At 36.1% G+C, this 23124-nt stretch carries 23 protein-coding genes and 1 pseudogene; 20 read left to right on the forward strand and 4 right to left on the reverse strand.

The window, feature by feature from the left end; genetic code table 11:
• Nucleotides 1–145 precede the first annotated feature (145 nt).
• From NOV28_RS00300 to NOV28_RS00320, 5 genes are all read left to right on the forward strand, one after another.
• On the forward strand, nt 146–616 hold the full coding sequence (locus tag NOV28_RS00300) for a DinB family protein (RefSeq protein ID WP_255926380.1): 471 nt from the start codon (nt 146–148) through the stop codon (nt 614–616).
• 63 nt (nt 617–679) lie between these two features.
• The gene (gene rlmB, locus NOV28_RS00305) at nt 680–1423 is read left to right on the forward strand and encodes a 23S rRNA (guanosine(2251)-2'-O)-methyltransferase RlmB (protein ID WP_255926382.1); all 744 of its coding nucleotides are present in this window, start codon (nt 680–682) and stop codon (nt 1421–1423) included.
• A 72-nt stretch (nt 1424–1495) separates the two neighbouring features.
• Complete coding sequence (locus NOV28_RS00310) at nt 1496–1945, forward strand: hypothetical protein (RefSeq protein ID WP_255926384.1); 450 nt, start codon at nt 1496–1498, stop codon at nt 1943–1945.
• A 25-nt stretch (nt 1946–1970) separates the two neighbouring features.
• Nucleotides 1971–2480, forward strand: a complete 510-nt coding sequence (locus tag NOV28_RS00315) for a nitroreductase family protein (protein WP_255926386.1) — start codon at nt 1971–1973, stop codon at nt 2478–2480.
• Nucleotides 2481–2548: 68 nt separating this feature from the next.
• Nucleotides 2549–2845, forward strand: coding sequence for a TM2 domain-containing protein (locus tag NOV28_RS00320; protein ID WP_255926388.1), 297 nt, complete (start codon nt 2549–2551; stop codon nt 2843–2845).
• A gap of 58 nt (nt 2846–2903) precedes the next feature.
• Here the strand turns inward: NOV28_RS00320 and hemB are convergent, their stop codons facing one another.
• Nucleotides 2904–3896: a porphobilinogen synthase gene (gene hemB, locus NOV28_RS00325; RefSeq protein WP_255926390.1), complete on the reverse strand. Its 993-nt coding sequence runs from the start codon at nt 3894–3896 to the stop codon at nt 2904–2906.
• A gap of 122 nt (nt 3897–4018) precedes the next feature.
• Between hemB and NOV28_RS00330 the strand changes: the two genes are divergently transcribed.
• The 10 genes from NOV28_RS00330 to NOV28_RS00375 all read left to right on the forward strand — a co-directional run bounded on the left by NOV28_RS00330 (nt 4019) and on the right by NOV28_RS00375 (nt 15471).
• On the forward strand, nt 4019–4375 hold the full coding sequence (locus NOV28_RS00330) for a T9SS type A sorting domain-containing protein (protein WP_255926392.1): 357 nt from the start codon (nt 4019–4021) through the stop codon (nt 4373–4375).
• A gap of 100 nt (nt 4376–4475) precedes the next feature.
• The gene (locus tag NOV28_RS00335) at nt 4476–5738 is read left to right on the forward strand and encodes an NAD(P)/FAD-dependent oxidoreductase (RefSeq protein WP_255926394.1); all 1263 of its coding nucleotides are present in this window, start codon (nt 4476–4478) and stop codon (nt 5736–5738) included.
• Nucleotides 5735–6409, forward strand: a complete 675-nt coding sequence (gene trmD / locus NOV28_RS00340) for a tRNA (guanosine(37)-N1)-methyltransferase TrmD (protein ID WP_255926396.1) — start codon at nt 5735–5737, stop codon at nt 6407–6409. The genes NOV28_RS00335 and trmD overlap by 4 nt, the downstream gene beginning before the upstream one ends.
• A gap of 76 nt (nt 6410–6485) precedes the next feature.
• Nucleotides 6486–7427 carry an endonuclease/exonuclease/phosphatase family protein gene (locus NOV28_RS00345; protein WP_255926398.1) on the forward strand — a complete coding sequence of 314 codons (942 nt, stop codon included), beginning with the start codon at nt 6486–6488 and terminating at the stop codon, nt 7425–7427.
• 25 nt (nt 7428–7452) lie between these two features.
• Nucleotides 7453–7923: an Lrp/AsnC ligand binding domain-containing protein gene (locus NOV28_RS00350; protein WP_255926400.1), complete on the forward strand. Its 471-nt coding sequence runs from the start codon at nt 7453–7455 to the stop codon at nt 7921–7923.
• A complete protein-coding gene (gene deoC / locus NOV28_RS00355) occupies nt 7923–8666 on the forward strand; it encodes a deoxyribose-phosphate aldolase (RefSeq protein WP_255926402.1) in 744 nt (247 codons plus the stop codon). The genes NOV28_RS00350 and deoC overlap by 1 nt, the downstream gene beginning before the upstream one ends.
• 78 nt (nt 8667–8744) lie before the next feature.
• Complete coding sequence (locus NOV28_RS00360; protein ID WP_255926404.1) at nt 8745–9608, forward strand: glycoside hydrolase family 25 protein; 864 nt, start codon at nt 8745–8747, stop codon at nt 9606–9608.
• Nucleotides 9609–9732: 124 nt separating this feature from the next.
• Complete coding sequence (locus NOV28_RS00365; protein ID WP_255926406.1) at nt 9733–11622, forward strand: ABC-F family ATP-binding cassette domain-containing protein; 1890 nt, start codon at nt 9733–9735, stop codon at nt 11620–11622.
• A 30-nt stretch (nt 11623–11652) separates the two neighbouring features.
• Nucleotides 11653–13032: an APC family permease gene (locus NOV28_RS00370; RefSeq protein ID WP_255926408.1), complete on the forward strand. Its 1380-nt coding sequence runs from the start codon at nt 11653–11655 to the stop codon at nt 13030–13032.
• Nucleotides 13033–13185: 153 nt separating this feature from the next.
• A complete protein-coding gene (locus NOV28_RS00375; protein ID WP_255926410.1) occupies nt 13186–15471 on the forward strand; it encodes a TonB-dependent siderophore receptor in 2286 nt (761 codons plus the stop codon).
• A gap of 133 nt (nt 15472–15604) precedes the next feature.
• Here NOV28_RS00375 and NOV28_RS00380 read toward each other — a convergent pair whose 3' ends face one another.
• Nucleotides 15605–16240, reverse strand: a complete 636-nt coding sequence (locus tag NOV28_RS00380) for a peroxiredoxin (RefSeq protein ID WP_255926412.1) — start codon at nt 16238–16240, stop codon at nt 15605–15607.
• Between the two features lie 239 nt (nt 16241–16479).
• Here NOV28_RS00380 and NOV28_RS00385 point away from each other — a divergent pair, with 239 nt between their 5' ends.
• The 4 genes from NOV28_RS00385 to rpoN all read left to right on the forward strand — a co-directional run bounded on the left by NOV28_RS00385 (nt 16480) and on the right by rpoN (nt 20970).
• Nucleotides 16480–17058: a 30S ribosomal protein S16 gene (locus NOV28_RS00385; protein WP_055042577.1), complete on the forward strand. Its 579-nt coding sequence runs from the start codon at nt 16480–16482 to the stop codon at nt 17056–17058.
• 160 nt (nt 17059–17218) lie between these two features.
• On the forward strand, nt 17219–17761 hold the full coding sequence (gene rimM, locus NOV28_RS00390; RefSeq protein ID WP_255926415.1) for a ribosome maturation factor RimM: 543 nt from the start codon (nt 17219–17221) through the stop codon (nt 17759–17761).
• Between the two features lie 177 nt (nt 17762–17938).
• Nucleotides 17939–19393: an asparagine--tRNA ligase gene (asnS, locus tag NOV28_RS00395; RefSeq protein WP_380264798.1), complete on the forward strand. Its 1455-nt coding sequence runs from the start codon at nt 17939–17941 to the stop codon at nt 19391–19393.
• A 98-nt stretch (nt 19394–19491) separates the two neighbouring features.
• A complete protein-coding gene (gene rpoN, locus NOV28_RS00400; RefSeq protein WP_255926417.1) occupies nt 19492–20970 on the forward strand; it encodes an RNA polymerase factor sigma-54 in 1479 nt (492 codons plus the stop codon).
• 31 nt (nt 20971–21001) lie between these two features.
• Here the strand turns inward: rpoN and NOV28_RS00405 are convergent, their stop codons facing one another.
• Together NOV28_RS00405 and NOV28_RS00410 are read right to left on the reverse strand one after the other, a co-directional pair.
• Nucleotides 21002–21676: a DUF8845 family protein gene (locus NOV28_RS00405; protein WP_255926419.1), complete on the reverse strand. Its 675-nt coding sequence runs from the start codon at nt 21674–21676 to the stop codon at nt 21002–21004.
• A complete protein-coding gene (locus NOV28_RS00410) occupies nt 21669–22160 on the reverse strand; it encodes an RNA polymerase sigma factor (protein WP_255926421.1) in 492 nt (163 codons plus the stop codon). The genes NOV28_RS00405 and NOV28_RS00410 overlap by 8 nt, the downstream gene beginning before the upstream one ends.
• A gap of 163 nt (nt 22161–22323) precedes the next feature.
• Here NOV28_RS00410 and lptB point away from each other — a divergent pair.
• Nucleotides 22324–23049: pseudogene (gene lptB / locus NOV28_RS00415) on the forward strand (LPS export ABC transporter ATP-binding protein); the annotation flags it as partial.
• Between the last annotated feature and the right edge of the window lie 75 nt (nt 23050–23124).

Below are 23124 nucleotides of genomic sequence, written 5' to 3' on the forward strand. Positions count from 1 at the left end.
GATCAATCAACACAATTGGTGCCAATTTTGAGTTAAAGTTTTGTTAAAACCATGGTTAGAAGGCAAAATCAGTTGCAGCTTTCGTGCTGTAGTTTTGTCTTGTTCAGTTTATTAACCTATTTTTGAGGCTTAAAATTAAGCATCAATGAATTACCATTTTCAGGCACACCGCCAGGTTCGCAGAAATCTGCTGGAAATTCTGCAAAATACTTCTCATCAGGATTTAATGTTGATTCCCGATGGTTTTAATAATAATATTTACTGGAATATCGCGCATGTTGTTGCAACTCAACAGCTTTTGTGTTATTATCTCAGTGGAAATCCTTTCCGGATTGATAAATATTGGATTGAAACTTATAAAAAAGGAACGCTTCCGAACCTGAATGTGGAGCAATCTGAAGTGGATGATTTGGCATTTTTGCTTGCCGAAACTTCTAAGATTTTAATGAAAGATTACGACGCCGATTTTTTCTCTGATTACACGCCTTATACCACAAGTTTTGGCTTGGATTTGAAGAATATTCAGGACGCAATCATCTTCAATAATATGCATGAAAGTTTGCATTATGGTTATGCAATGGCACAGAAAAGAGCTATTATCGGCGAGAAATTTTGAAAAATAAAATTAACAAAGAAATAATCATTCGAAAGATTGGCTATTTCTCATTCAATTAATACAATGAAAGACGACTTTATATTTGGTTTGCGCCCGGTGATTGAAGCTATCGAGGCAGGAAAAACCATCGACAAAATATTTTTGCAAAACGCACTGCAAGGTGAGATTTATTTTGAACTAAAAAACTTGCTTTCCAAGCATAATATTCGACCGAATTATGTGCCGGTAGAAAAACTCAATCGCTTTACCAGAAAGAATCATCAAGGGGTCGTGGCTTTTATCTCGGATGTTCCGTTTGAAAGCATTGAAGATGTTTTGCCGCAACTTTTCGAAGAAGGAAAAACTCCTTTTTTATTGATGTTGGATCGTTTAACGGATGTGAGAAATTTCGGGGCGATTTGTAGAACTGCCGAATGTGTAGGAATTCACGCGATTATTTTGCCTGAAAAAGGCGCTGCACCGATCAATTCTGATGCAATTAAAACTTCTGCTGGAGCGATTTATAATATCAGAATTTGCAAAGAAAAAAATCTTGCTCATACAGTGGATTTCTTGCAGCAATCAGGCGTTCAGGTTTTTGCTGCGACTGAAAAAGCGGATAAATTGATTTATGATGTGGATTTTTCTCAACCTTGTACAATCGTGATGGGAAATGAGGAAACCGGAATTTCAAAAGAGGTTTTGCATCATTCTGATGAAAAAATAAAACTTCCAATTGAAGGGAAAACCCAATCGTTGAACGTATCTGTAGCTTGCGGAGCAATTCTTTATGAAGCGGTTCGTCAGAAGATAAACAGCGCAGTTTAGATTTTTATTTTCATCGATTAGCATCAGTTTTGAATTGAAAAGATTTTTTACCTTTAAATTAAAAATTGAACGATGCGGAAGAGTACGGCTTTGAAAAGTGATGTTCGGAATCACGTGAAAGAAATTATTCTCAATAAAATAGAAAAACTCGAAAAATTCATCGAGTTTACCTTGGATGCGAGTCGAGACATCAAAAAAACGCCAAAATACGATACGATTCGCGAGGAAATGCAGGAGGAAATTTACCAAATGCAAAAACAATTGGCAGCGCTGAGAGATTTACAAAGAAATATGACTAGAGTTTTGAATAAACCAACAGAAAAAATTCAGCTCGGATCGATGGTTTTTACCAATAAAGCTAGGTTTTATATTTCGGTTTCTTTGGGCGAATTTTTCTTTGAAGGTGACCGTTTTTATGCGATTTCCGAAGAAAGTCCTATGGCGAAAATCATGTTTGGCAAGAAATCCGGAGACTCGTTTGTTCTCAATAATATCGCGCAAACGATAGAAAATGTAATATAATTTTAAGCAAAAATTTCATCAGAGAATGGAAAAATCAGAAATATTAAAAGAGATTGTCGAAGGCCGAAGAAGTATTTTTCCTAAAGATTATTTAGCAGAAAATATCGAACAAAATATTCTTGATGAGATTGTAAATTCCTCCAATTTTGCGCCCAATCACAAGCGAACAAAACCGTGGAGATTTAAAGTTTTTAAAGGAGAAGAAAAAGATTTTTTAGGACAACATCTCGCAGAGATTTATAAAAACACTACTGCACCTGAAGTTTTTCTTGAAAAAAAATATCTGGACATCATTGAAAAAGTGGCGAAAACGAATGTAATCATTACGATTTCAGTCAATTTCAGTGGTTTACTTCCGGAATGGGAAGAAATTGCGGCTACGGCAATGGCGGTTCAGAATATGTACCTTACTTCCACGGCGAATAAAGTGGGTTGCTATTGGAGCTCACCTGGAATGATCAAACATCTTGACGGATTTCTCGGTTTGGCGGAAAACCAAAAATGCTACGGATTATTTTATTTGGGTAAAATTTAAGTAAAATGTAACTTTTTCCGGATGATTTAGACTGATTATGAAACAATTAATCAAGAAAAATCAAAAAAATGGAAACTTACGGTTACAGCAATCCCGGATCTCAGCAAAACCAAAATTACAGCAACCAGAATTATCGTTCCGAAAAGAAACTCGCAGCCGGACTTCTGGGAATTTTATTAGGTGCATTTGGAGCCAATAAATTTTTCATGGGATACATTAATGAGGGAATTATTCAGATTGTTCTGAATATCGTAACTTGCGGAATTGCAACCGCTATTCCTTTTATTGAAGGCATTATTTACCTCACGATGAGCGACGAACAATTCGACAAAACTTATATTCAAAATCGAAAAGCTTGGTTTTAAAAAACAAAAAAAATCTTTCAAACTGCTTGAAAGATTTTTTTTATTGAATGAAATTCGATTATTGATTAAGTAAGATTGCTGCTTCTTTGGCTGCGTAAGTGAAAATCATATCGGCGCCGGCTCTTTTGATGCAAGTTAAACTTTCGATAATGGCTTGGTCATTATCCAACCAACCATTTTGTGCAGCGGCTTTCAGCATCGCATATTCGCCACTTACATTATAAACCGCAATGGGTAAATCGATGGTTTCGCGAACTTTGGCAACGATGTCGAGATAAGGCATTCCTGGTTTGATCATGATGATATCCGCGCCTTCCGAAATGTCTTTCATCACTTCATCCAACGCTTCTCGGGAATTATGGAAATCCATTTGGTAGGTTTTTTTGTCTTTCGGAATGTCATTATTTTCTTTCGGCGCCGAATCTAAAGCACTTCGGAATGGTCCGTAAAACGAACTTGCATATTTCGCAGCGTAACTTAAAATTCCTACATCGGTGAAGCCACCTTCTTCCAAACCGGTTCTAATTGCGGCAACGCGACCGTCCATCATATCACTTGGAGCCAAAATATCAGCGCCGGCTGCAGCTAGCGAAACCGACATTTTCACCAAGGCTTCGTTGGTAGCATCATTATCAATTTTTCCATTGGCGATAATTCCGTCGTGGCCATAAATAGAGTAGGGATCTAAGGCTACATCGGGCATCACAACCATTCCCGGAACAGCGTCTTTAATGGCTTTAATGGCATTTTGCATCAATCCGTTTTCGTTCCAAGATTCGGTTCCTTTGTTATCTTTTAGGTTTTCGGAAACTTTCATGTAAAGATTTACACCTTTTACACCTAATGAATATAATTCCTGACATTCTTTTACGGTTAAATCCAAAGTTCTTCGGAAAATTCCGGGCATCGAGGAGATAGATTCTTGCTTATTTTCACCTTCCATTACGAAGATTGGCATAACCAAATCATTGGTGGTTAAAACGGTTTGTTGTACTAAAGCTCTGATAGAAGCATTGATGCGCAATCTTCTATTTCTGGAGTATATAATCATTTTTGGAATGGTATTTGAGTTATGTCCTGCAAATTTAATTATAGTTTTATTAAAAAACTATGGTAAATAAATTTCAATTTCTTAGATTTGTAAGGATATCCATAAATATAAAGTTCTATAAGGTGAAAAAATTATTATTTTCTTTAATCTTTATAAGTAGTTTAACAATTTTTTCGAAAAAAATTTCTGCGCAAAGTTTTGCTAGAGAGCCGATTGCAACATCTCAGAAATCTGATGAAGGAGTGTTGGTTGCGTATCCTAATCCGGCCAAAGATTTTATTATTGTTAAATCAAGAGATAATGATTTAAAAATTAAATCGGTCACTTTTTATTCTATTTTAGGAATGCAAGTGGCAGAATATGCGGTAAATATGTATTCCGGTGAAATTCGGTTGGATAAACTGAAACCTGGAAAGTATCTGATGCGATACACGATGAGCGACAATACTCAAAAGGTGACTCAAATTGTAAAACAATAAACTCTTAATCCTTGATTTTTTCAAGGATTTTTTTTTAAATAATGGTTTTTGAAGGGTTCGGCTAAGAGTTTACTGTAAAAAAAATCAGTAATTTTGTCTCATGGAAACCAGGGAGAAAATTATAGTTATCGGCGGTGGTTTTGCAGGTCTTCAGCTTGCTAAAACGCTAAATAATAAACGAAAAAAAGTGATTGTTATCGATAAGGTAAACCATCACATGTTTCAACCTCTTTTTTACCAAGTTGCTTGCGGACGTATCGAACCGAGCAATATTTCTTTCCCTTTTCGAAAAATTTTCCAGCGCTCCAGAAATATTCAGTATCGGATGATTGAGGTGCAGAAAATTCTCCCAGATCAAAATAAAATCATTACTTCCGAAGCCGAATTTACTTACGACAAACTCGTTATTGCAACAGGTTGTAAAACCAATTTTTTCGGAAATTCCAAGATGGAAAGCCTCACTTTTGGGATGAAAAACACTCAGGAAGCAATCGCAATTCGTAATCATATCTTGCTCACTTTTGAGAAATTAATTATTGAAAAAAAACGAAGCGACGATGGAAATTGGAACATCGTTATCGTAGGAAGTGGACCGACAGGGGTGGAACTTGCAGGTGCTTTTGCAGAAATGAAAAAAGAAATTCTGCCAAGAGATTACCCGAACATGAATTTTGCTAATCTGAATATCATTTTGGTGAGTTCTACAGATACCCCTTTGAGCGTGATGAGCGAAGATGCACAGAAGATGTCGGAGAAATATCTTCAGGAATTGGGCGTGGATTTTATGAGTGGGGAAAGAGTTGTCGATTACGACGGAGACCGCGTTTTCTTAGAAAGTGGTAAAGAAATTCCCGCTAATAATGTGATTTGGGCAGCGGGCGTTACCGGAAATGTGATTGAAGGTTTAAATCCCGAAATCATGGTTAGGAATCGTTACAAAACCGATCGTTTCAATCGTGTTCAAGGGTATAAAAATATTTTTGCAATTGGTGATATCGCTTATATGGAAACTCCACTTTATCCTCAAGGTCATCCTCAAGTAGCGAATGTTGCCATTCATCAAGGGAAAAATTTAGGAAAAAACTTTCTCCAAAAATCGGAAAACGAGTGGGTTGAATATGAATATAAAGATCAGGGAAGTATGGCGACCATTGGGAAACACCGCGCTGTAGTGGATTTGCCGAAATTTAAATTTCAGGGCTTTTTTGCTTGGTACTTTTGGATGTTTTTACATTTGATGCTCATTCTTTCGGTGCGAAATAAACTGGCGGTTTTCTTCAATTGGATGTGGAGTTATGTCAACAAAGATTCCTCGCTGCGCCTCATCATCATCCCCAACAAAAAGAATAATACAGAACAATGAGAATCGATATAATAAGTGTTTTACCGGAATTGATGGAAAGTCCGTTCCGAACGTCTATCCTGAAACGTGCAATGGATAAAGGATTGGCAGAAGTTCATTTTCATAATTTACGCGATTTCGGTTTGGGAAAACATCGCCAAGTTGATGATGAACCTTACGGAGGTGGCGCCGGAATGGTGATGATGATTGAACCTTTGGATCAATGTATCTCAGAATTAAAGGCTCAAAGAAATTACGATGAGGTAATCTATCTCACGCCGGATGGGGAAACTTTAAACCAAAAAATTGCCAATTCATTATCGATTAAGAAGAACCTAATTTTTCTTTGTGGTCATTACAAAGGAATTGATCAGCGCGTTCGGGAATTGCATATTACCAAAGAAATTTCCATTGGCGATTATGTGTTGACAGGAGGCGAATTGGCAGCTTGTGTTTTGGCCGATAGCGTGATACGACTTCTTCCGGGAGTTTTAAATGATGAGCAAAGCGCTCTTACAGACAGTTTCCAAGACAATCTTCTCTCACCACCAATTTATACAAGACCTTCGGAATACAAAGGATTGAAAGTTCCGGAAATTTTAATGAGCGGCAATTCCAAAAAAATTGAAGAATGGCTTCATGAAGAAGCGGTAAAAATCACTCAGGAAAAAAGACCCGACTTATTGGATTAAAATGAATCATAATTAATTATTTTTCCTAAATTTACAATACAATAAAAACAGAAAGACAAATTTGTAGATGATAAATATGGATGCTAAAGAGTTGATCGCTTTTTATAATGTAGAAAATTTGTTTTCTCCAGATCCGCCTCAGGTTCATAAGTTAGATCCAACCTTATCTGGTCTTAGAAACTGGGATGAGCGACGATATCAAAACAAGCTTTTCAAGATTGCTCACGTTTTTCAACTCATTCAAGAAGCTGAAAACACCCTGCCTTTTCTTATTGGACTCTCAGAAATTCAAGGTCAAAAACCTTTGGAAGATTTAATCGCCATGGAACCTTTCAACTCAAATTTCGGAGTTGTGCATTACGATTCTATGGATGAAAGAGGAGTGGATGTAGCGTTACTTTATGACAAAAGCAAGGTGGAAATTATTTCTTCTGAACCTATAACTTATTTCTTTGAAATCGAGGACAATAATCCCGCAAACTATGATACAACAAGAGATGTATTGTTTTGCAAGGTGAAATATTTAGGAGAAATTATCAATCTTTTTGTCCTTCATCTTCCGTCAAAAAGAGAAAAAGATGTCAATAAACCTAAGCGCGATTATATCATGAATGATGTGCGGCAGAAGGTTTCGGATATTATTTCCGAGAAAAAAGAAGCAGTGATCATCTGCGGAGATTTCAATGAAAATCCTACTGATGATAATTTAATAAAACTGCAATATGATTATAATTCCGAAAAAATAATGACGAACCCTTATCTGGATTTATACCAAAATCAAAATTTTTCAACATACCATTACAAAGATGGCTTGCTTTTTGACCAGATAATTTTTTCCCCTCAGTTTTTTGCTACAGATTTTCCTTTAAAGTTTGCTGCTGCGAAGGTTTTCAATCATATAAAACTGAGTAATTATGATAAGAAATTTGCAGGAAGGCCTTTTCGCACTTATGCAGGCACAAGATATTTAGGAGGATACAGCGACCATTTTCCGGTGATTGTAGAATTTAAAAAATAATAATATAAAAGACGACTAATAAAAAATGAAAAGCGCAGTAGAGACAGGTTATCATTTGGATTCGGTGGATAAAGAAATCATCTATATGTTGATGGATAATGCTAAAACTTCTTTATCACATATCTCCAAAAATGTAGGTATTTCGACCACCGCTGTTCACCAAAGAATAAAAAAACTGGAACAGGCGGGAGTTATCGAAAACTCAATTTCCTTTCTTAATCCTAGAAAAATTGGTTATAAAGTAGTTTCATATATCGGGGTTTTCTTGGATCAACCAAGTCATTATCACGATGCAGTAAAAGCACTGAAAGAGGTAAATGAAGTGGTAGAAGCTCATTACACCACTGGGAATTATACTATTTTCCTTAAAGTTCTTTGCAGAGATAATGATCATTTGATGGAAATTCTTAACAAATTACAAAAACTGAAAGGAGTAACAAGAACTGAAACTTTCATATCTTTGGAACAAAGTATTAACCGACAACTGAAAGTGTAATGAAAATTAATAATTACTTAGATTCTACTTATCTTAAAACACCACAACAATCGGGGTTAACAGAAGAAGAAACCAAAGAAAAAGTTGACGAACTCACCCGAGAAGCGATCGATAATCAGTTTTTTGAAGTGATGATTCGCCCGAATTTTGTGAAAGAAATCAAAGAATATTTGCTTAAAAATAATTCCGATGTGAAAGTCGGAACCGTGATTGGATTTCATGAAGGAACCGCAACTGTTGAAGAAAAATTATTCGAAGCACAACAAGCCATCAATGATGGAGTGGATGAATTGGATTTTGTAATCAATTTTGAAGCCTATAAAAAAGGAGATTTGGAAACTCCGAAACAAGAATTTTTGAAAGGTTCTCAACTTGCATTAGAAAACGGAAAAGTCGTAAAATGGATTATCGAAATCGCCGCTCTTACCGATGAACAAATTGTTGATATCACTAAAAATATCAGAATTTGGGCGGAAGATAACCTCAAAGAGGAAGATTTAAAAAACATTTTCGTGAAATCTTCCACCGGATTTTATCCTACAGAAAACGGAAAACCGAACGGAGCCACTTTTGAAGGAATCAAATTAATGCTTGAAAACGCAGGTTCTCTTTCCGTAAAAGCTGCAGGTGGAGTAAAAAGCCCCGAAGATGCAGAAAAGATGATTGCTTTGGGCGTGAAAAGAATCGGAACATCATCAGCAAAAGCTTTGGTATCCGACGAAGAAGCGCAAGGAGGATATTAATTCCAACTTTTATATAAAATTTCAAGAAATCGTGCCGAAGGTGCGATTTTTTGTGTTTAAATCCTATTTTTGCAAACCATGGCAAAGAAACCCATCAAAAAAAAGACGACTCGAAAAATTCATAAGGCTAGAAAAAGACATTTTCTCTTGCGACGTGAGATTTTGCTCGTCATTTTGGCGGTAGCTCTCCTCGGAACTGGGTTTTATTTGAAACAAAAAATTGCATTTTATTATGCGGTGTATTTCAATAAATTCGAGCATAAAAAACTCTCCAATACCGAATTCGAAGAGCAGCGAATCAACAGAATTATGGAAGATTATGTTGATAAAACTTTTGGAATCGACATGTCGCATTACCAACGGAAAGAAGATATCAATTGGGACAGTTTAAGCATCGGAAACCGTTCAATTCCTATAAAATTTGTGATTTTAAGAGCAACGATGGGAAACCGAAGCGCCGATAAAAACTTTGATGAATTCTGGGCTCTTGCCAAAAAACACAATCTAATCCGTGGAGCTTATCATTTTTATCGTGCTGATGAAGATCCGGTGATGCAAGCCAATAATTTTTTAGAAAACGCAAAACTCGAGGAAGGAGATTTGCCACCGATTTTGGATATTGAAAAAATTCCGCGCCGAAAATCCAACGAAAAACTCATCGAGGATTTGAAAATCTGGTGCCGAATCGTAGAAGAAAAATTCGGTGAGAAGCCTATTATTTACAGCTATTATCACTATCACAAAGACTTTTTGCAAGGTGAATTCGACGATTATCCATTGTGGTTGGCTAATTATAATGATGTTCCGCAGCCCACGCCGACTGGGGTTTGGGATTTTTGGCAATTTACCGAAAACGGAATCGTGTACGGTATCAATACCAAAATTGATTTGAATGTATATAACGGAAGTCTTTGGTCACTGAAAAGTTTAACTTTGGATTAGTTGTTTATTTCTTAAAAAGGGTGCTTTTTTTAATGAGTAATGATCGGTCAATATGAGGTTGCCCTTCTTACAACTATAGAAATGTGCCCAAAATTCAGTACTTTCGCAAAAATTCCTAATTCTGATGAACTACGTTTCCGCTGAAAATTTAACTAAATCGTATGGTTTAAAAGTCCTATTTCAAGACATAACCTTCCATGTGAATGAAGGCGACAAAATCGCAATCGTGGCAAAAAATGGCTCCGGAAAATCTACATTATTAAAGATTTTGATGGGCAAAGAAATCGCCGATTCCGGAAATGTGGTCATTAATAAAGATATTCAGGTGGTTTTGTTTGATCAGGAAATTGATTTTGAAGGCGATCTCAATGTGGAAGAATTCATGATGACGCTGGATTCTGCACCGATTTTGGCAGTGAAAAATTACCATCACGCGCTTCATACCGAAAATCCTGATGATATGGAAAAAGCTTTGGCTGAAATGGAAATCCATAAAGCTTGGGATTTGGAAAATGAAATGCGCCAAATTCTTTCTCAGCTAAAAATCACTGATTTGGAAGCGAAAATGAAAACGCTTTCCGGAGGTCAAATAAAAAGAGTTGCGCTCGCAAAACTTTTATTGGAAACCCGCGCCGAACATCGCCACACCCTTTTGATCATGGACGAACCTACCAATCACCTCGATGTCGATATGGTGGAATGGCTGGAAAATTACCTTTCAAAAGCGATGGTAACGCTACTTTTGGTAACGCACGATCGTTATTTTTTGGATGCGGTTTGCGACACGATTTGGGAAATGGAAGACCGAAATTTGTATGTTCATAACGGAAGCTACGCGACTTATTTGGAAAACAAAATGATTCGCGAAGATAATTTGAATTCCACCATCGATAAAGCTAATAACCTTTACCGAAAGGAATTGGAATGGATGCGCCGCCAACCAAAAGCAAGAACTACAAAATCTAAATCAAGAATCGATTCCTTTTACGAAACCGAAAAAGTGGCAAAAACCGATACCAGAAAACAAAATCTGGAGCTGGATTTCGAAATGAAACGCCTTGGAAAGAAAATTCTTGAACTTAAAAACATCAATAAAAGTTTCGGTGAAAAGCTTTTGATTAGAGATTTTTCCTATCAATTTCAGCGTGGTGAAAAAGTAGGAATTGTAGGGAAAAATGGAGCCGGAAAATCGACTTTACTTAATATTATTCAAGGCTTTGAACCTTATGACAAAGGCGAAATTGAAACTGGGGAAACCATAAAATTTGGATATTTTTCTCAAAAAGGTTTAAAATATAAAGAAGACGAACGCGTTATCGATTTCATCAAAGAAATTGGTGAAAATTTCCCTTTAGCCAACGGGAGAACTATTTCTGCATCGCAGTTTCTAAGGTTGTTTCTTTTTGATGATCAAACGCAATATTCGCCGATTTCCAAACTTTCAGGTGGAGAAAAAAGACGACTTCATTTGATGTACGTTCTTTACCAAAATCCGAATTTCCTCATTTTTGATGAACCTACAAATGACCTTGATTTACCAACTTTGACGGTTTTGGAGAATTTTCTGTTGAACTTTCAGGGTTCTTTGATCATCGTTTCGCACGACAGATATTTCATGGATCGTATTGTCGATCATGTTTTGGCATTTGAAGGCGATGGAATCATCAAAGATTTTGTAGGGAATTTCTCGGAATATCGTGAGAACAAAAGCCAAGAAAGCAGTAAAAACCAACCGGAAATCCAAAAAGATTCTGTAAAAAATGAAACTCCCGTTCCTGTAGTTTCTGCTGAAAAACCAGCTGCGATTAAAAGAAAATTATCTTTCAAAGAACAACGCGAATTGGAAATGATCGATAAAGAACTTCCGGTTTTGGAAAAAGAAAGGAATGTAATTCTGGAAAAACTGAATAATGAAACCGATTACGAAAAAATCTCGGTTTATTCGGCAGAATTGGAGCTTATTTCTGGTAAAATGGAAGAGATGGAAATGCGCTGGCTAGAATTACAAGACTAAAAATATTTCTCACATAATCACTTTCTCAATATGGAAAATCAGCAAAAACTCGAAGCCAAATATGGTTTGTTCACCGCAATTTCGATGGTTATCGGTCAAGTAATTGGTTCCGGGATATTTTTCAAAGTTGATGATGTTCTCACTGCTACTCAAGGAAATATTTTTGCAGGTCTTGCAGGTTTCGTAATCGTCGGTTTCAGTGTGATTTTCGGTGCGATTTCAATGGCAAATTATGCCGAATTGCTCCCAAAAGATGGTGGAATTCTAAATTATGTAGAATACCGATTTGGTAAAACCGCCGGATATTTCGTTGGTTGGATGTACATGAGTTTGTTTTATCCTTTGCTTACCGCTGTTTTATTCATGGTATCGGGAATTTATATTGCGCATTTCGCAGCAGAATTTTTGCAATTTCAACCGACGACTTTGCATTTTGTTTTAATTGGATTTGTGAATTTGTTGATCTTTTTTGTTTTTAATATTTACAAACCGAAAAGCAGCGGAATTTTTCAACAGTTAACGACGGTTTTGAAGGTTCTTCCACTTATTTTGATTGCTTCTTTAGGGATTATCAGTTTACTGAAAGGAGATGTGGATGAAGCCAATACTTTTTCCTATGCTGCGAAAAATGTAAAGGAAAATCAGTCATTATTGGTATTGATTGCGGCAAGTTTTATCCCGATTTCGTTTGCTTTTGATGGTTGGTATGTGGCGACACAAATCTCTGGAGAAATAAAAAATTCAAGTAAAAATCTTCCAAAAGCATTAATTATAGGTACAGTTTCAGTGATGATGATTTATATTTCTTATTACATGGGAATTGTTTTTCGAATGAGCGGCGATGAAATTATTACTTTAAAAGACACTTATATTACTGAATTTTCCAGAAAAATTGGATCAAATACAGGAGCTTTGCTGATGCAGATTTTCATTATCATTTCGGTTTTGGGAACAGCCAACGGATTGCTTTTGGCGACGATTCGGGTACCTTATCAGTTTGCAAATCTTGAAAAATCGAAAAAGTTTTTGAATCTCAATCAAATTAATTCGAAGACAAAAATGCCGGTAAACAGTGCATTTCTTGGTTTGGGAATCATCATTTTTTATCTCGTTATTTATTATATAACCAATACTTATCCATATTTTACAGAACGAAATTTTGATCTTTCTGCAATTCCGATTGTGTTTATTTATTTGGTTAATACTGCGCTTTTCATCGGATTATTCAAGCTTGTAAGACAGAATGTCTTTTCTGGAAATCATTTTTTCAAAGCTACAATGGCTGTAATTGCGATTTTGGGAACTTTCACAGTGCTTTTCGGAACGGCAACTGCTCCGAACGGATGGTCTTATTTTTTAGTAACCATCGTTTTTATTGTTGTGGGATTCTTCTTCAAAAAGCAAAACTGATAAATATCACTATCAATTAATCTTCTTTATTTCAGTTACTTAAATTCTTTTGCAAGGATTTATTTAGAATTATTAAAAATAAATTTGGACGAATTGCAGGCGTTTTCTACATTTGCGTCGTTATTTTAATTCATTCTAAATAAAAACTTGTTAATGAAAAAGCAAATACTATCTGTAGGTCTTCTTGTCGTTGCAATATCGATAAATGCTCAAATGAAATATGAACCAATCAGTGATACCTTAAAAATACAATTGATTGAGGACGTGAACTTGCACAAAACGGGTAATCCCAATGTAGCAAAACCGATGTCAACAAAATCGAATCTTTCGATTATGGAAACGCCACAGCCGATTGCCATTGTTACTCATGAAATTATCGAACAGCAGCAAGCAAAGCAGTTGAGCGATGTGTTGCAAAACGTGAACGGTTTGTATATCACTTCATCAAGAGGGAATTCTCAGGATAGTTTTGGTGGAAGAGGTTTTGCTTTAGGAAATGATAATATTTTCAAGAATGGAACTCGCGTGAACAGCGGAGTTTTTCCTGAAGTTTCCGGTTTGGAAAGAGTAGAAGTGCTGAAAGGTGCCAATGCAATGCTTTACGGAAATACTGCAGCTGGAGGAGTTATTAATATGATTACCAAAAAGCCGAGATTTAATTATGGAGGAATGGTTGGTTTCAGTGCAGGAAGTTGGAATTCTTATAAGCCAACCGTAGATTTTTATGGACCGCTTTCGGATCAAGTGGCGTTCCGAGTGAATGGAGCTTACGAAACTGCAGATAGCTTCAGGGATAAGGTTTCTTCGGAAAAATATTATTTCAATCCTTCGTTTTTATTCAATTTAGGTGAAAAATCCCAGTTGATTGTGGAAGCAGATTATCTGAAAAATGATTTCACTCCCGATTTTGGGGTTGGTTCAATTACTCATCCGGATTCAAGCTATTCGTTAAACGATCAAGTTGGAAGAAATGTTTTTTTTGGAACCGATTGGCAATATCAATCCGTGGAACAAGCTTCTACCAACATTACTTTTAATCATCAATTAAGTACCAATTGGACTTTGAATGCAGTTACTTCTTATCAGAATTATACCAAAGATTATTTTTCTTCGGAGCGCGTACAATGGGGTTATGTTAAAAATAATCCATCTGTAGATCCGACTCGTTTGGCTTGGGTGAGACCTTTTACCAAAACTTATAACGAACAAAATTACGGATCGGCTCAGGTGAATATTAATGGTGAGTTTAACACAGGAAAAATTAATCATAAATTATTATTCGGAGCGGACGCGGATTACAGTCAGGCAGATTCTTATGCTTACACATTGAGTTCAACCAACAATGTACTTTATTTGGATGATCCTTCAACTTGGGGAAATGTGGCGATGCCAACTTCTAGTGCAAATACCAAAAACCGAATTAATACTCGAAGAATTGGTGTATATGCACAAGATTTCATCAGTCTCACCAAACAATGGAAAGTGATCGCAGGATTGCGTTGGACTTACTTCGAAAATATGCCGACCATCAATACCAATTTTGTAACTGGTGAAAAGAAATTAACCGACAATACCGCGACTTCCGAACAAGCATTTTCACCAAAAGTGGGATTTGTTTATATGCCAAATGATAATTTGTCGGTTTTTGCGACTTATACCAACTCGTTTGCAGCAAATTCCGGGGAAACTTCTTCAGAAATATCAACAATCAATACCACAGGAACAGCTGAGGAAGTATTGGCACAAGTACAAAGTATTTCCAGACAAGGAATAAAACCGACGACCATCGATCAATATGAAATCGGATTAAAGAAAAATATTTGGAATAATACTTTAGCATTTAATTTGTCCCTTTACCAAATCGATTACAACAATTATTATCAAAGTTATTGGTATCAAAATAATTCGGGAGCCGTTGTTACGCCGGATGCTAATTTGAAAGAATTTGCCGGAAAAATGAGAAGCCGCGGTGTGGAATTAGACATCACCGGAAATCCGACCAAGAATATCTCCATCATCGGAGGGGTTTCTTACAATAATTCGGTTTATTTAGACACTCCTGAAAAAGGCTATATTGAAAAGCAAAGACTCGTTCGAACTCCTGCAACAACGGCAAATGCTTCGGTTTTCTATAAATTCACCGAGGGTGATGTCAAAGGTTTAAAAATAGGAGCCGGCGCATATTATATCGGAGACCGATTGGCGGGTTGGAATGATACGAAATCCACAGAAATCACCAGAAACGGCGTTTCCCGCTCCTTCGAATTGAAAGATTATATCATTGTAAATGCAACAATTGGTTATGAATGGAATAAGTTTTCATTACAAGGAAAAATCGGAAATATTTTCGATACAGAAAACTACAATGTACACGAAAACTATTCGGTAAATCCGATTACCCCAAGAAATTATTATTTTACTTTAACTTATAAATTATAGATTCAGATTAAATTTTTTTTAATTGAGAAGGGTGGTGGCAATTGCTTTCACTCTTGTCGTTAAAAGAATTTGGTTTAATAAAAAAGTCCTTTTCAAGCATTGGTGAAAAGGACTTTTTTTAAAATTCTAGAAATTATTTATTAGGTTGCGGAGTGAAGCGTAAATAGGGTTTCAATTCTGTAACTCCTTTCGGAAAGATTTTCTTCGCATCTTCGGTTGATAAAGTTGCGGGAACAATCACATCATCACCATCATTCCAATTCACCGGAGTAGCAATTTTGTGTGAATCAACTAGTTGAAGAGAATCTAAAACGCGAAGTATTTCATTGAAATTTCTACCTGTAGAAGCTGGATAAGTGATAATTAATCTTACTTTTTTGTCAGGATCAATAATCAATAATGAGCGAACAGTAGCCGTAGCAGAAGCATTTGGATGAATGAAATCATATAATTCAGAAACTTTCCGATCTTTATCAGCAATAATTGGGAAATCTACTACCGTATTTTGGGTTTCGTTGATGTCGTCGATCCATTTTCGATGATCATTGGCATCATCAACAGAAAGTGCCAAAACTTTGGTGTTTCTTTTTTCAAACTCAGCTTTTAATTTGGAGGTCATTCCAAGTTCAGTCGTGCAAACTGGAGTAAAATCTGCAGGATGAGAAAACAAAATTCCCCAAGAATCTCCTAAAAAATCATAAAAATTAAGTGTTCCGACAGAAGAATCTGCCACGAAATTGAGGGCGATATCGCCTAATCTTATTGCCATAATTTGTAAATTTTAAAAAACAAATATAAAAATTATTCTATTAGTCTACTAAATTTATAGACTAATATTTTTATTTTAAAGTAAATTAACAATTGGTTGATGATGAATTTCTTTTAATTCAAGAATGATGATGAAATATTGCAACGTAATTTGAAAGAAAGTGAGTGAGTTATAGAAAAAATTATTATATTTGCACCCTCATAATTAATCGGGACGAGTTCCCACAAAATCAAACATTTATGTCAGTAAAAATTAGATTACAAAGACACGGTAAAAAAGGAAAACCTTTTTTCCACATTGTTGTTGCAGATGCAAGAGCTAGAAGAGATGGTAAATTCATCGAAAAAATTGGTACTTATAACCCAATTACAAACCCTGCGGTTATTAATTTAGACGTGGATGCGGCTGTAAAATGGTTAAACAATGGTGCGCAACCAACAGACACTGCAAGAGCAATCCTTTCTTACAAAGGTGCACTTTACAAAAAACACTTACAAGGTGGTGTTGCTAAAGGTGCTTTCTCTGCCGAAGAAGCTGATAAAAAATTCGCTGCTTGGTTAGAAGAAAAAGAAAATGCAGTAAACAACAAAAAAGAATCTTTAACTAAAGCACAAAAAGAAGCTAAAAAAGCAGCTCTTGAAGCAGAAGCTAAAGTAAATCAAGCAAGATTAGATGCGGCAGCAAAAGCAGAAGCTGATGCAAAAGCGGAAGAAGAAGCTAAATTGGCTGAAGCAGAAGCTGCAAACGCTCCTGTAGCTGAAGAAGCAACCGAAGAACCAGCTGCTGAAGCAGAAGGAACTGAAGAAGCTCAAGCTTAATTTTATTCTGTAAAATCTTACAAAATAATACGCAAAGACGCCTTTTGGGCGTCTTTGTTATTTTAAAACCCTTTATATTTGCAACATATTATGTAAAATAATGACGGACTTTTTTCCAAGTCTTTCGATGAATTTACATGTTGATTAATTATTAAAAAAAATGAGAAAAGAAGATTGCTATTTCTTAGGAAAAATTACCCGAAGACACGGTCTTCAAGGAAATGTTTTTCTTAAATTAGATACGGATCAGCCTGAAATGTATAAAAAACTCAATTCTATATTTGTAGAAATCAATGGTTTGTTGGTGCCTTTTTTTGTTGCCAAACAATCCTGGAGCAAAGGCGATACATTGATTATTTCCTTTAAAAATTCTACCGAAGCATTGGTTGATCAATCTTTGGGAAAAGACGTTTATCTTCCGCTGTCCACCTTGCCCAAACTTACAGGGAACAAGTTCTACTATCATGAAGTTGTAGGTTTTGAAATTCGTGAAGAAGATGGTAAAACTTGTGGAACAATTGTTTCCATCAACGATCAAACTGCGCAACATTATTTCTATCTGAATCTTGCCGGAAAACAAATTATTATCCCAATTATTAAAGATTGGATTTTGGAATTGAATCGTGAAGAAAAATACTTAAAAATGGCTTTGCCGGAAGGTTTGATGGATGTTTTCTTGATTCCTTCCAAGAAAGATGAATAATGTTTTTAAGACGGAATTTTTGTTTGAAATGGTCTCTTTTTTAATGAAAAACGATTAAATATTTCAGAAAAATTCCAGGCCTAACATCAAAAATTACGCCAAATTTTATTACATTTGTATTTATTGTTAAATAAAAAAAACGGAGCTAAAAATTCCGAATGATATATAAAAAATTGAATGTCAGCAATGAGAACGACGATTAACGAATTACTTTCAGATTATAAAAAACTTTTGCATCACGATATTACCGTACAAGGCTGGGTAAGGGCATTTCGCTCCAACCGTTTTATCGCTTTGAACGATGGTTCTACGATTAATAATCTACAAGTTGTGGTGGATTTTGAGAAATTTGATGAAAGTATTCTGAAAAATATCAGTACTGCTTCTTCCGTGAAAATTGTGGGCGAAGTAGTAGAAAGCCAAGGAGCTGGACAAAATATCGAAATTATCGCTAAGAAAATTCAGATTTTAGGAGATAATTTTACTGAAGAAAGAGACAGAACGATTCTTCAACCTAAAAAACACTCGCTTGAAGTTCTTCGTGAGCAAGCGCATTTGCGTTTCCGTACCAATTTGTTTGGATCGGTTTTCAGAGTGAGAAGTGCGATCAGTTTTGCGATTCACCAGTTCTTTAACCAGAATCAGTTTTTCTACATGAACACGCCGATTATCACCGGAGCCGATGCAGAAGGAGCTGGCGAAATGTTTGGTGTAACCAATTTCAACCTGAATAATATTCCAAGAGACGAAAACGGTGATATCGATTTCGAACAGGATTTCTTTGGTAAAAAAACCAATCTCACGGTTTCTGGCCAGTTGAATGTGGAAACTGCAATGATGGGATTGGGTAGAGTTTATACTTTCGGACCAACTTTCCGTGCTGAAAATTCCAATACGACGCGTCACCTCGCTGAGTTTTGGATGGTAGAACCTGAAGTTGCGTTCAACAATCTAGAAGATAATATCGATTTGGCGGAAGATTTCTTGAAATATGTGATTGGTTATGCATTAGAAAATTGCAAAGACGATTTGGAATTTTTGGATAAAAGATTTGCTGAAGAACAAAAGCAAAAACCTGAAAAAGACAGAGCTTCCGAAGGTTTGATCGAGAAATTGGAGAATGTGATCAAGAAAAGATTCAAAAGAGTTTCTTATACGGAAGCGATTGATATTCTGAAAAATTCTAAAGAAAACAAGAAAGGCAAATTCCAGTTCCCAATTGATGAATGGGGTGCAGATTTGCAAAGCGAACACGAAAGATATTTGGTTGAAAAACATTTTGGAAGTCCGGTAGTGCTTTTTGATTATCCGAAAGAAATTAAAGCGTTCTACATGAAACTCAACGAAGATGGGAAAACTGTAGCGGCAATGGACGTACTTTTCCCAGGAATTGGAGAAATTATCGGAGGTTCGCAAAGAGAGGAAAGATACGATGTTCTTACCGAGAAAATGAAAGCCATGAACGTTGATGAACACGAGCTTTGGTGGTATCTTGATACCAGAAAATTCGGTTCAGTTCCGCATGCTGGTTTCGGTCTTGGACTCGAAAGATTGGTTCTTTTCGTAACAGGAATGACGAATATTCGGGATGTAATTCCTTTCCCAAGAACACCAAATAATGCTGAATTTTAGAAAAATAAAACTTAAATAAAAACCTTAACCATCCTTCCAAATTAAAGCATAGAAAACTGTTAAATAACTAAAAACTACGGAAAAAATAATTCCACAAAATGCTGAAACAAAATCTACAATTAAGACTCGGGCAAAAACTAGCGCCACAACAAATTCAACTGATGAAGCTGATTCAGCTGCATACTTTGGAGTTTGAAGAAGAATTGGAGCGCGAACTCGAAGAAAATCCGGCACTCGAAAAGGTTCAGGAAGAAACGAAAGAGGAAGATTATGCTTCTTTGGATGAAGGTTATGAGGATGAAGGAACTGATACCATCAACACCGATTTTGATGTGGATGAATATATTTTCGACGACGAACCGGCCTATAAAACATCTTCCAATAACTATTCTGCTGACGATGAGGAATTTGATAACGAGTCGCTTCTTACAGAAGGTCAGTCGCTGTATGATTATCTTTTGGAGCAAATTAATCTCAGCAGTATTGATAGCGAAGACTTGAAAATCGCCGAATATTTGATCGGAAATCTCGATAATGATGGTTATTTGAGAAGAGAAATTAAACAAATTGTTGATGATTTAGCTTTCTCACAAGGAATTTACACCACTCAGGAAAAAGTGACCGAAATTCTTGAAAACTATGTTCAAAAACTTGATCCACCAGGAGTTGGCGCAAGAGGTCTTCAGGAATGTCTTTTATTGCAAATCGAGAAAAAAGTAAGCGCTGACAAAGCGGTGATTTTGGCAGGAAATATTCTGAGAAATCAGTTTGATGCGTTGACGAATAAGCATTACAACAAAATCATTCAGAAATACGATATCGAAGAAGAAGATTTGAAAGATGCTTTGGAAGTGATTTCGAAACTTTCCCCGAAAGTTGGCGGAAATTTCGATACGCAAACCATCACCATTAACCAAGAAATTATCCCGGATTTTGTCATTCAAATTAAAGAAACTAAAAACGGGCAGGTTGATGTAATTCCTTTGTTAAACAGTAAGAATGCACCAACATTAAGGGTTTCGGAAGAATACAAAGATATCCTCACAACGTATTCCCATGATAAAAAATCGCCGGATCATAAGCAAGCGGCGCTTTTCATCAAACAAAAATTGGATGCTGCGAAATGGTACATCGATGCAATTAACCAAAGACAAAATACTTTGTTGCAAACCATTTCCGCGATTGTGAAACTGCAGAAAAACTATTTTATCACAGGTGACGAAAAATCTTTGAAACCTATGATTTTAAAGGATGTTGCGGATATTACAGGTTTCGATATTTCTACAATTTCAAGGGTGGTGAAAAGCAAATATGCCGACACACCGAACGGAATTGTATATCTGAAAAGTCTTTTCTCCGACTCGTTAACCAATGATGATGGGGAAGAAGTTTCTACGAAAGAAATTAAAAATCATCTTCAAGAAGTCATCAGCAATGAAAATAAAAGAAAGCCATTGACCGACGATGCTTTGGTAGGACTTTTAAAAGAAAAAGGCTATAATATCGCTAGGCGAACCATCGCAAAATACCGTGAACAGCTAAATATTCCGGTAGCGAGATTAAGAAAAGAGTTATAAAAAAAGTCAGAGAAATCTGACTTTTTTGTTTTTATTGTTGTTGCTCATCAATTCTCTGGAGCTCCTCGAGGTTTTTGCCTAAACGTTTCAGAATGATGCCATAAACCAAGCGATAATATACCCAAATGAGTACAACGCTGATTCCCATCATCACAATAGTTCCTACCAAAAACCCAATTAATGTCGGATTGTTGAGGTGAATATTTTGCTGCGACAATATCATGAAAGTGAAAGCGGTAAGTATCACGGTAAATAAAATGATGAGAAAAATATTAGCTAGAATGAAAAGATTTACTGTTTTTTTGAAATTAATAATCTGTAGAATTAATTTTTTAAGATTCGATTCAACATTGATTTTTCGGTAATTCTGAAAAAATTTAACAACAAAAAAAGCAGTAAGTACAAGACTTATGGTTTTCATACCCAAATAAAGATTTGAAAAACCATTTTCGAGACCGGTAGTACTTTTTACCCCAAGTTTCCCCAAAATACTGATAAAGCTATTGGTGTCATCCCCAATAAATGCATAATAAAGATTCATACAGAAAATCACTAGAAACTCAGCAATACTAATCCAAAGGATATATTTCACATAATTCCTGGATGATTTGTTCAGCATAGCTTCGATTTCTGTGCTGTTATATTTTGGCTGAACCATCTGCTCCTGCCAAGTTTTTTTGAAATTATCTAAATCAAATTCAGGCATGTTTTTCCATTAAGTGTTTTAAAGTCTTTTTCAATCTGTTCATTTTTACCCGTGCATTGACCTCGGTAATCCCCAAGTTTTCTGCGATATCACGATAGGGCAAATCGTCCAGATACATCATCACAATCGCTCTTTCCACGTTGGGCAGCATTTTCACAACTTTATAGAGCAATGAAACCTGCGCCTGTTTTTCGTCATCATCATCCATGAAATTACTATGATGGAAATCCATCAATTCATCAGTTTGTGGCGATTTTGTTTTTTTTCTGAAAAGCGTAATAGCCGTATTCAAAGCAACCCGATACATCCACGTTGAGATTTTCGATTGTCCTTTGAATGAGTCGTACGAACGCCAAAGTTGTAACACGATTTCCTGAAAGAGATCCTGCTCATCTTCTAGAGAATTGGTATAAAGCCGCGAAACCTTAATAATCAGACCTTGATTATCTTTGACTAATTTCGAAAATTCTTGCTCTTTGCTCAAGGCCAATACGGATTTAAGTAGCGAATATATGATTTTTTTTGCCTGAAATGATTAATAATAGTGCGCAAAACCAATCTTTTTTCATAAAAATAAAACCCTCATTTTTTGTGCAGACTTTCAATATACAATCTTTCGCTTCCCGCATTTTTGTTATATTTGCTTTATGATTCTACGCGGAGAAAATTTAATTAAAGAATACGGCCCGAAAAAAGTTGTAAAAGGCGTTTCAGTGGAAGTTTCACAAGGTGAAATCGTTGGGCTTCTTGGCCCAAATGGAGCCGGAAAAACAACTTCTTTTTACATGATTGTAGGTTTGGTAAAGCCTACTTCCGGGAAAATATTCCTTGATAATCAGGAGATTACCAATGATGCTATGTATCGCCGTGCGCAGAAAGGAATCGGTTATTTGGCACAGGAAGCATCGGTTTTTCGCAAACTTTCCGTAGAGGATAATATTCTTGGAGTTTTGCAATTGACTAAACTTTCAAAACGCGAACAGCAAATGAAATGCGATGAATTGATTGAAGAATTTTCTTTGCAGCATGTTCGAAAAAATCGTGGAGATCTTCTTTCCGGTGGTGAGAGACGGCGTACGGAAATTGCGCGCTGCCTCGCTACAAGTCCTAATTTTATTCTTCTGGATGAGCCTTTTGCGGGTGTAGATCCAATTGCGGTTGAAGATATTCAGAAAATTGTGAGAAGTTTGGTCGATAAAAATATCGGAATTCTTATTACCGATCACAATGTTCAACAAACCCTCGCAATTACTCATAAAACTTACATTATGTTCGAAGGAAGAATCCTGAAAGAAGGTCTTCCGCATGATTTAGCGAATGATCCGATGGTTCGGGAAGCATATTTGGGGGAAAATTTCGTTTATCAGGATATTCTCAACAAACCAAAGAAAAAATCGTTTGTTTACAACATTTGGGCAGGTAATTTCGATTCGAAACAGCAACTTCAA

The organism is Kaistella montana (assembly GCF_024436175.1).
GTDB lineage: Bacteria > Bacteroidota > Bacteroidia > Flavobacteriales > Weeksellaceae > Kaistella > Kaistella montana.

Excerpts from the sequence above, each read along its gene's own strand:
- NOV28_RS00300 (WP_255926380.1), top strand. The coding sequence starts at position 146 with ATGAATTACCATTTTCAGGCACACCGCCAGGTTCGCAGAAATCTGCTG.
- rlmB (WP_255926382.1), top strand. The coding sequence starts at position 680 with ATGAAAGACGACTTTATATTTGGTTTGCGCCCGGTGATTGAAGCTATC.
- NOV28_RS00310 (WP_255926384.1), top strand. The coding sequence starts at position 1,496 with ATGCGGAAGAGTACGGCTTTGAAAAGTGATGTTCGGAATCACGTGAAA.
- NOV28_RS00315 (WP_255926386.1), top strand. The coding sequence starts at position 1,971 with ATGGAAAAATCAGAAATATTAAAAGAGATTGTCGAAGGCCGAAGAAGT.
- NOV28_RS00320 (WP_255926388.1), top strand. The coding sequence starts at position 2,549 with ATGGAAACTTACGGTTACAGCAATCCCGGATCTCAGCAAAACCAAAAT.
- hemB (WP_255926390.1), bottom strand. The coding sequence starts at position 3,896 with ATGATTATATACTCCAGAAATAGAAGATTGCGCATCAATGCTTCTATC.
- NOV28_RS00335 (WP_255926394.1), top strand. The coding sequence starts at position 4,476 with ATGGAAACCAGGGAGAAAATTATAGTTATCGGCGGTGGTTTTGCAGGT.
- trmD (WP_255926396.1), top strand. The coding sequence starts at position 5,735 with ATGAGAATCGATATAATAAGTGTTTTACCGGAATTGATGGAAAGTCCG.
- NOV28_RS00345 (WP_255926398.1), top strand. The coding sequence starts at position 6,486 with ATGGATGCTAAAGAGTTGATCGCTTTTTATAATGTAGAAAATTTGTTT.
- NOV28_RS00350 (WP_255926400.1), top strand. The coding sequence starts at position 7,453 with ATGAAAAGCGCAGTAGAGACAGGTTATCATTTGGATTCGGTGGATAAA.
- deoC (WP_255926402.1), top strand. The coding sequence starts at position 7,923 with ATGAAAATTAATAATTACTTAGATTCTACTTATCTTAAAACACCACAA.
- NOV28_RS00360 (WP_255926404.1), top strand. The coding sequence starts at position 8,745 with ATGGCAAAGAAACCCATCAAAAAAAAGACGACTCGAAAAATTCATAAG.
- NOV28_RS00365 (WP_255926406.1), top strand. The coding sequence starts at position 9,733 with ATGAACTACGTTTCCGCTGAAAATTTAACTAAATCGTATGGTTTAAAA.
- NOV28_RS00370 (WP_255926408.1), top strand. The coding sequence starts at position 11,653 with ATGGAAAATCAGCAAAAACTCGAAGCCAAATATGGTTTGTTCACCGCA.
- NOV28_RS00375 (WP_255926410.1), top strand. The coding sequence starts at position 13,186 with ATGAAAAAGCAAATACTATCTGTAGGTCTTCTTGTCGTTGCAATATCG.
- NOV28_RS00380 (WP_255926412.1), bottom strand. The coding sequence starts at position 16,240 with ATGGCAATAAGATTAGGCGATATCGCCCTCAATTTCGTGGCAGATTCT.
- NOV28_RS00385 (WP_055042577.1), top strand. The coding sequence starts at position 16,480 with ATGTCAGTAAAAATTAGATTACAAAGACACGGTAAAAAAGGAAAACCT.
- rimM (WP_255926415.1), top strand. The coding sequence starts at position 17,219 with ATGAGAAAAGAAGATTGCTATTTCTTAGGAAAAATTACCCGAAGACAC.
- asnS (WP_380264798.1), top strand. The coding sequence starts at position 17,939 with ATGTCAGCAATGAGAACGACGATTAACGAATTACTTTCAGATTATAAA.
- rpoN (WP_255926417.1), top strand. The coding sequence starts at position 19,492 with ATGCTGAAACAAAATCTACAATTAAGACTCGGGCAAAAACTAGCGCCA.
- NOV28_RS00405 (WP_255926419.1), bottom strand. The coding sequence starts at position 21,676 with ATGCCTGAATTTGATTTAGATAATTTCAAAAAAACTTGGCAGGAGCAG.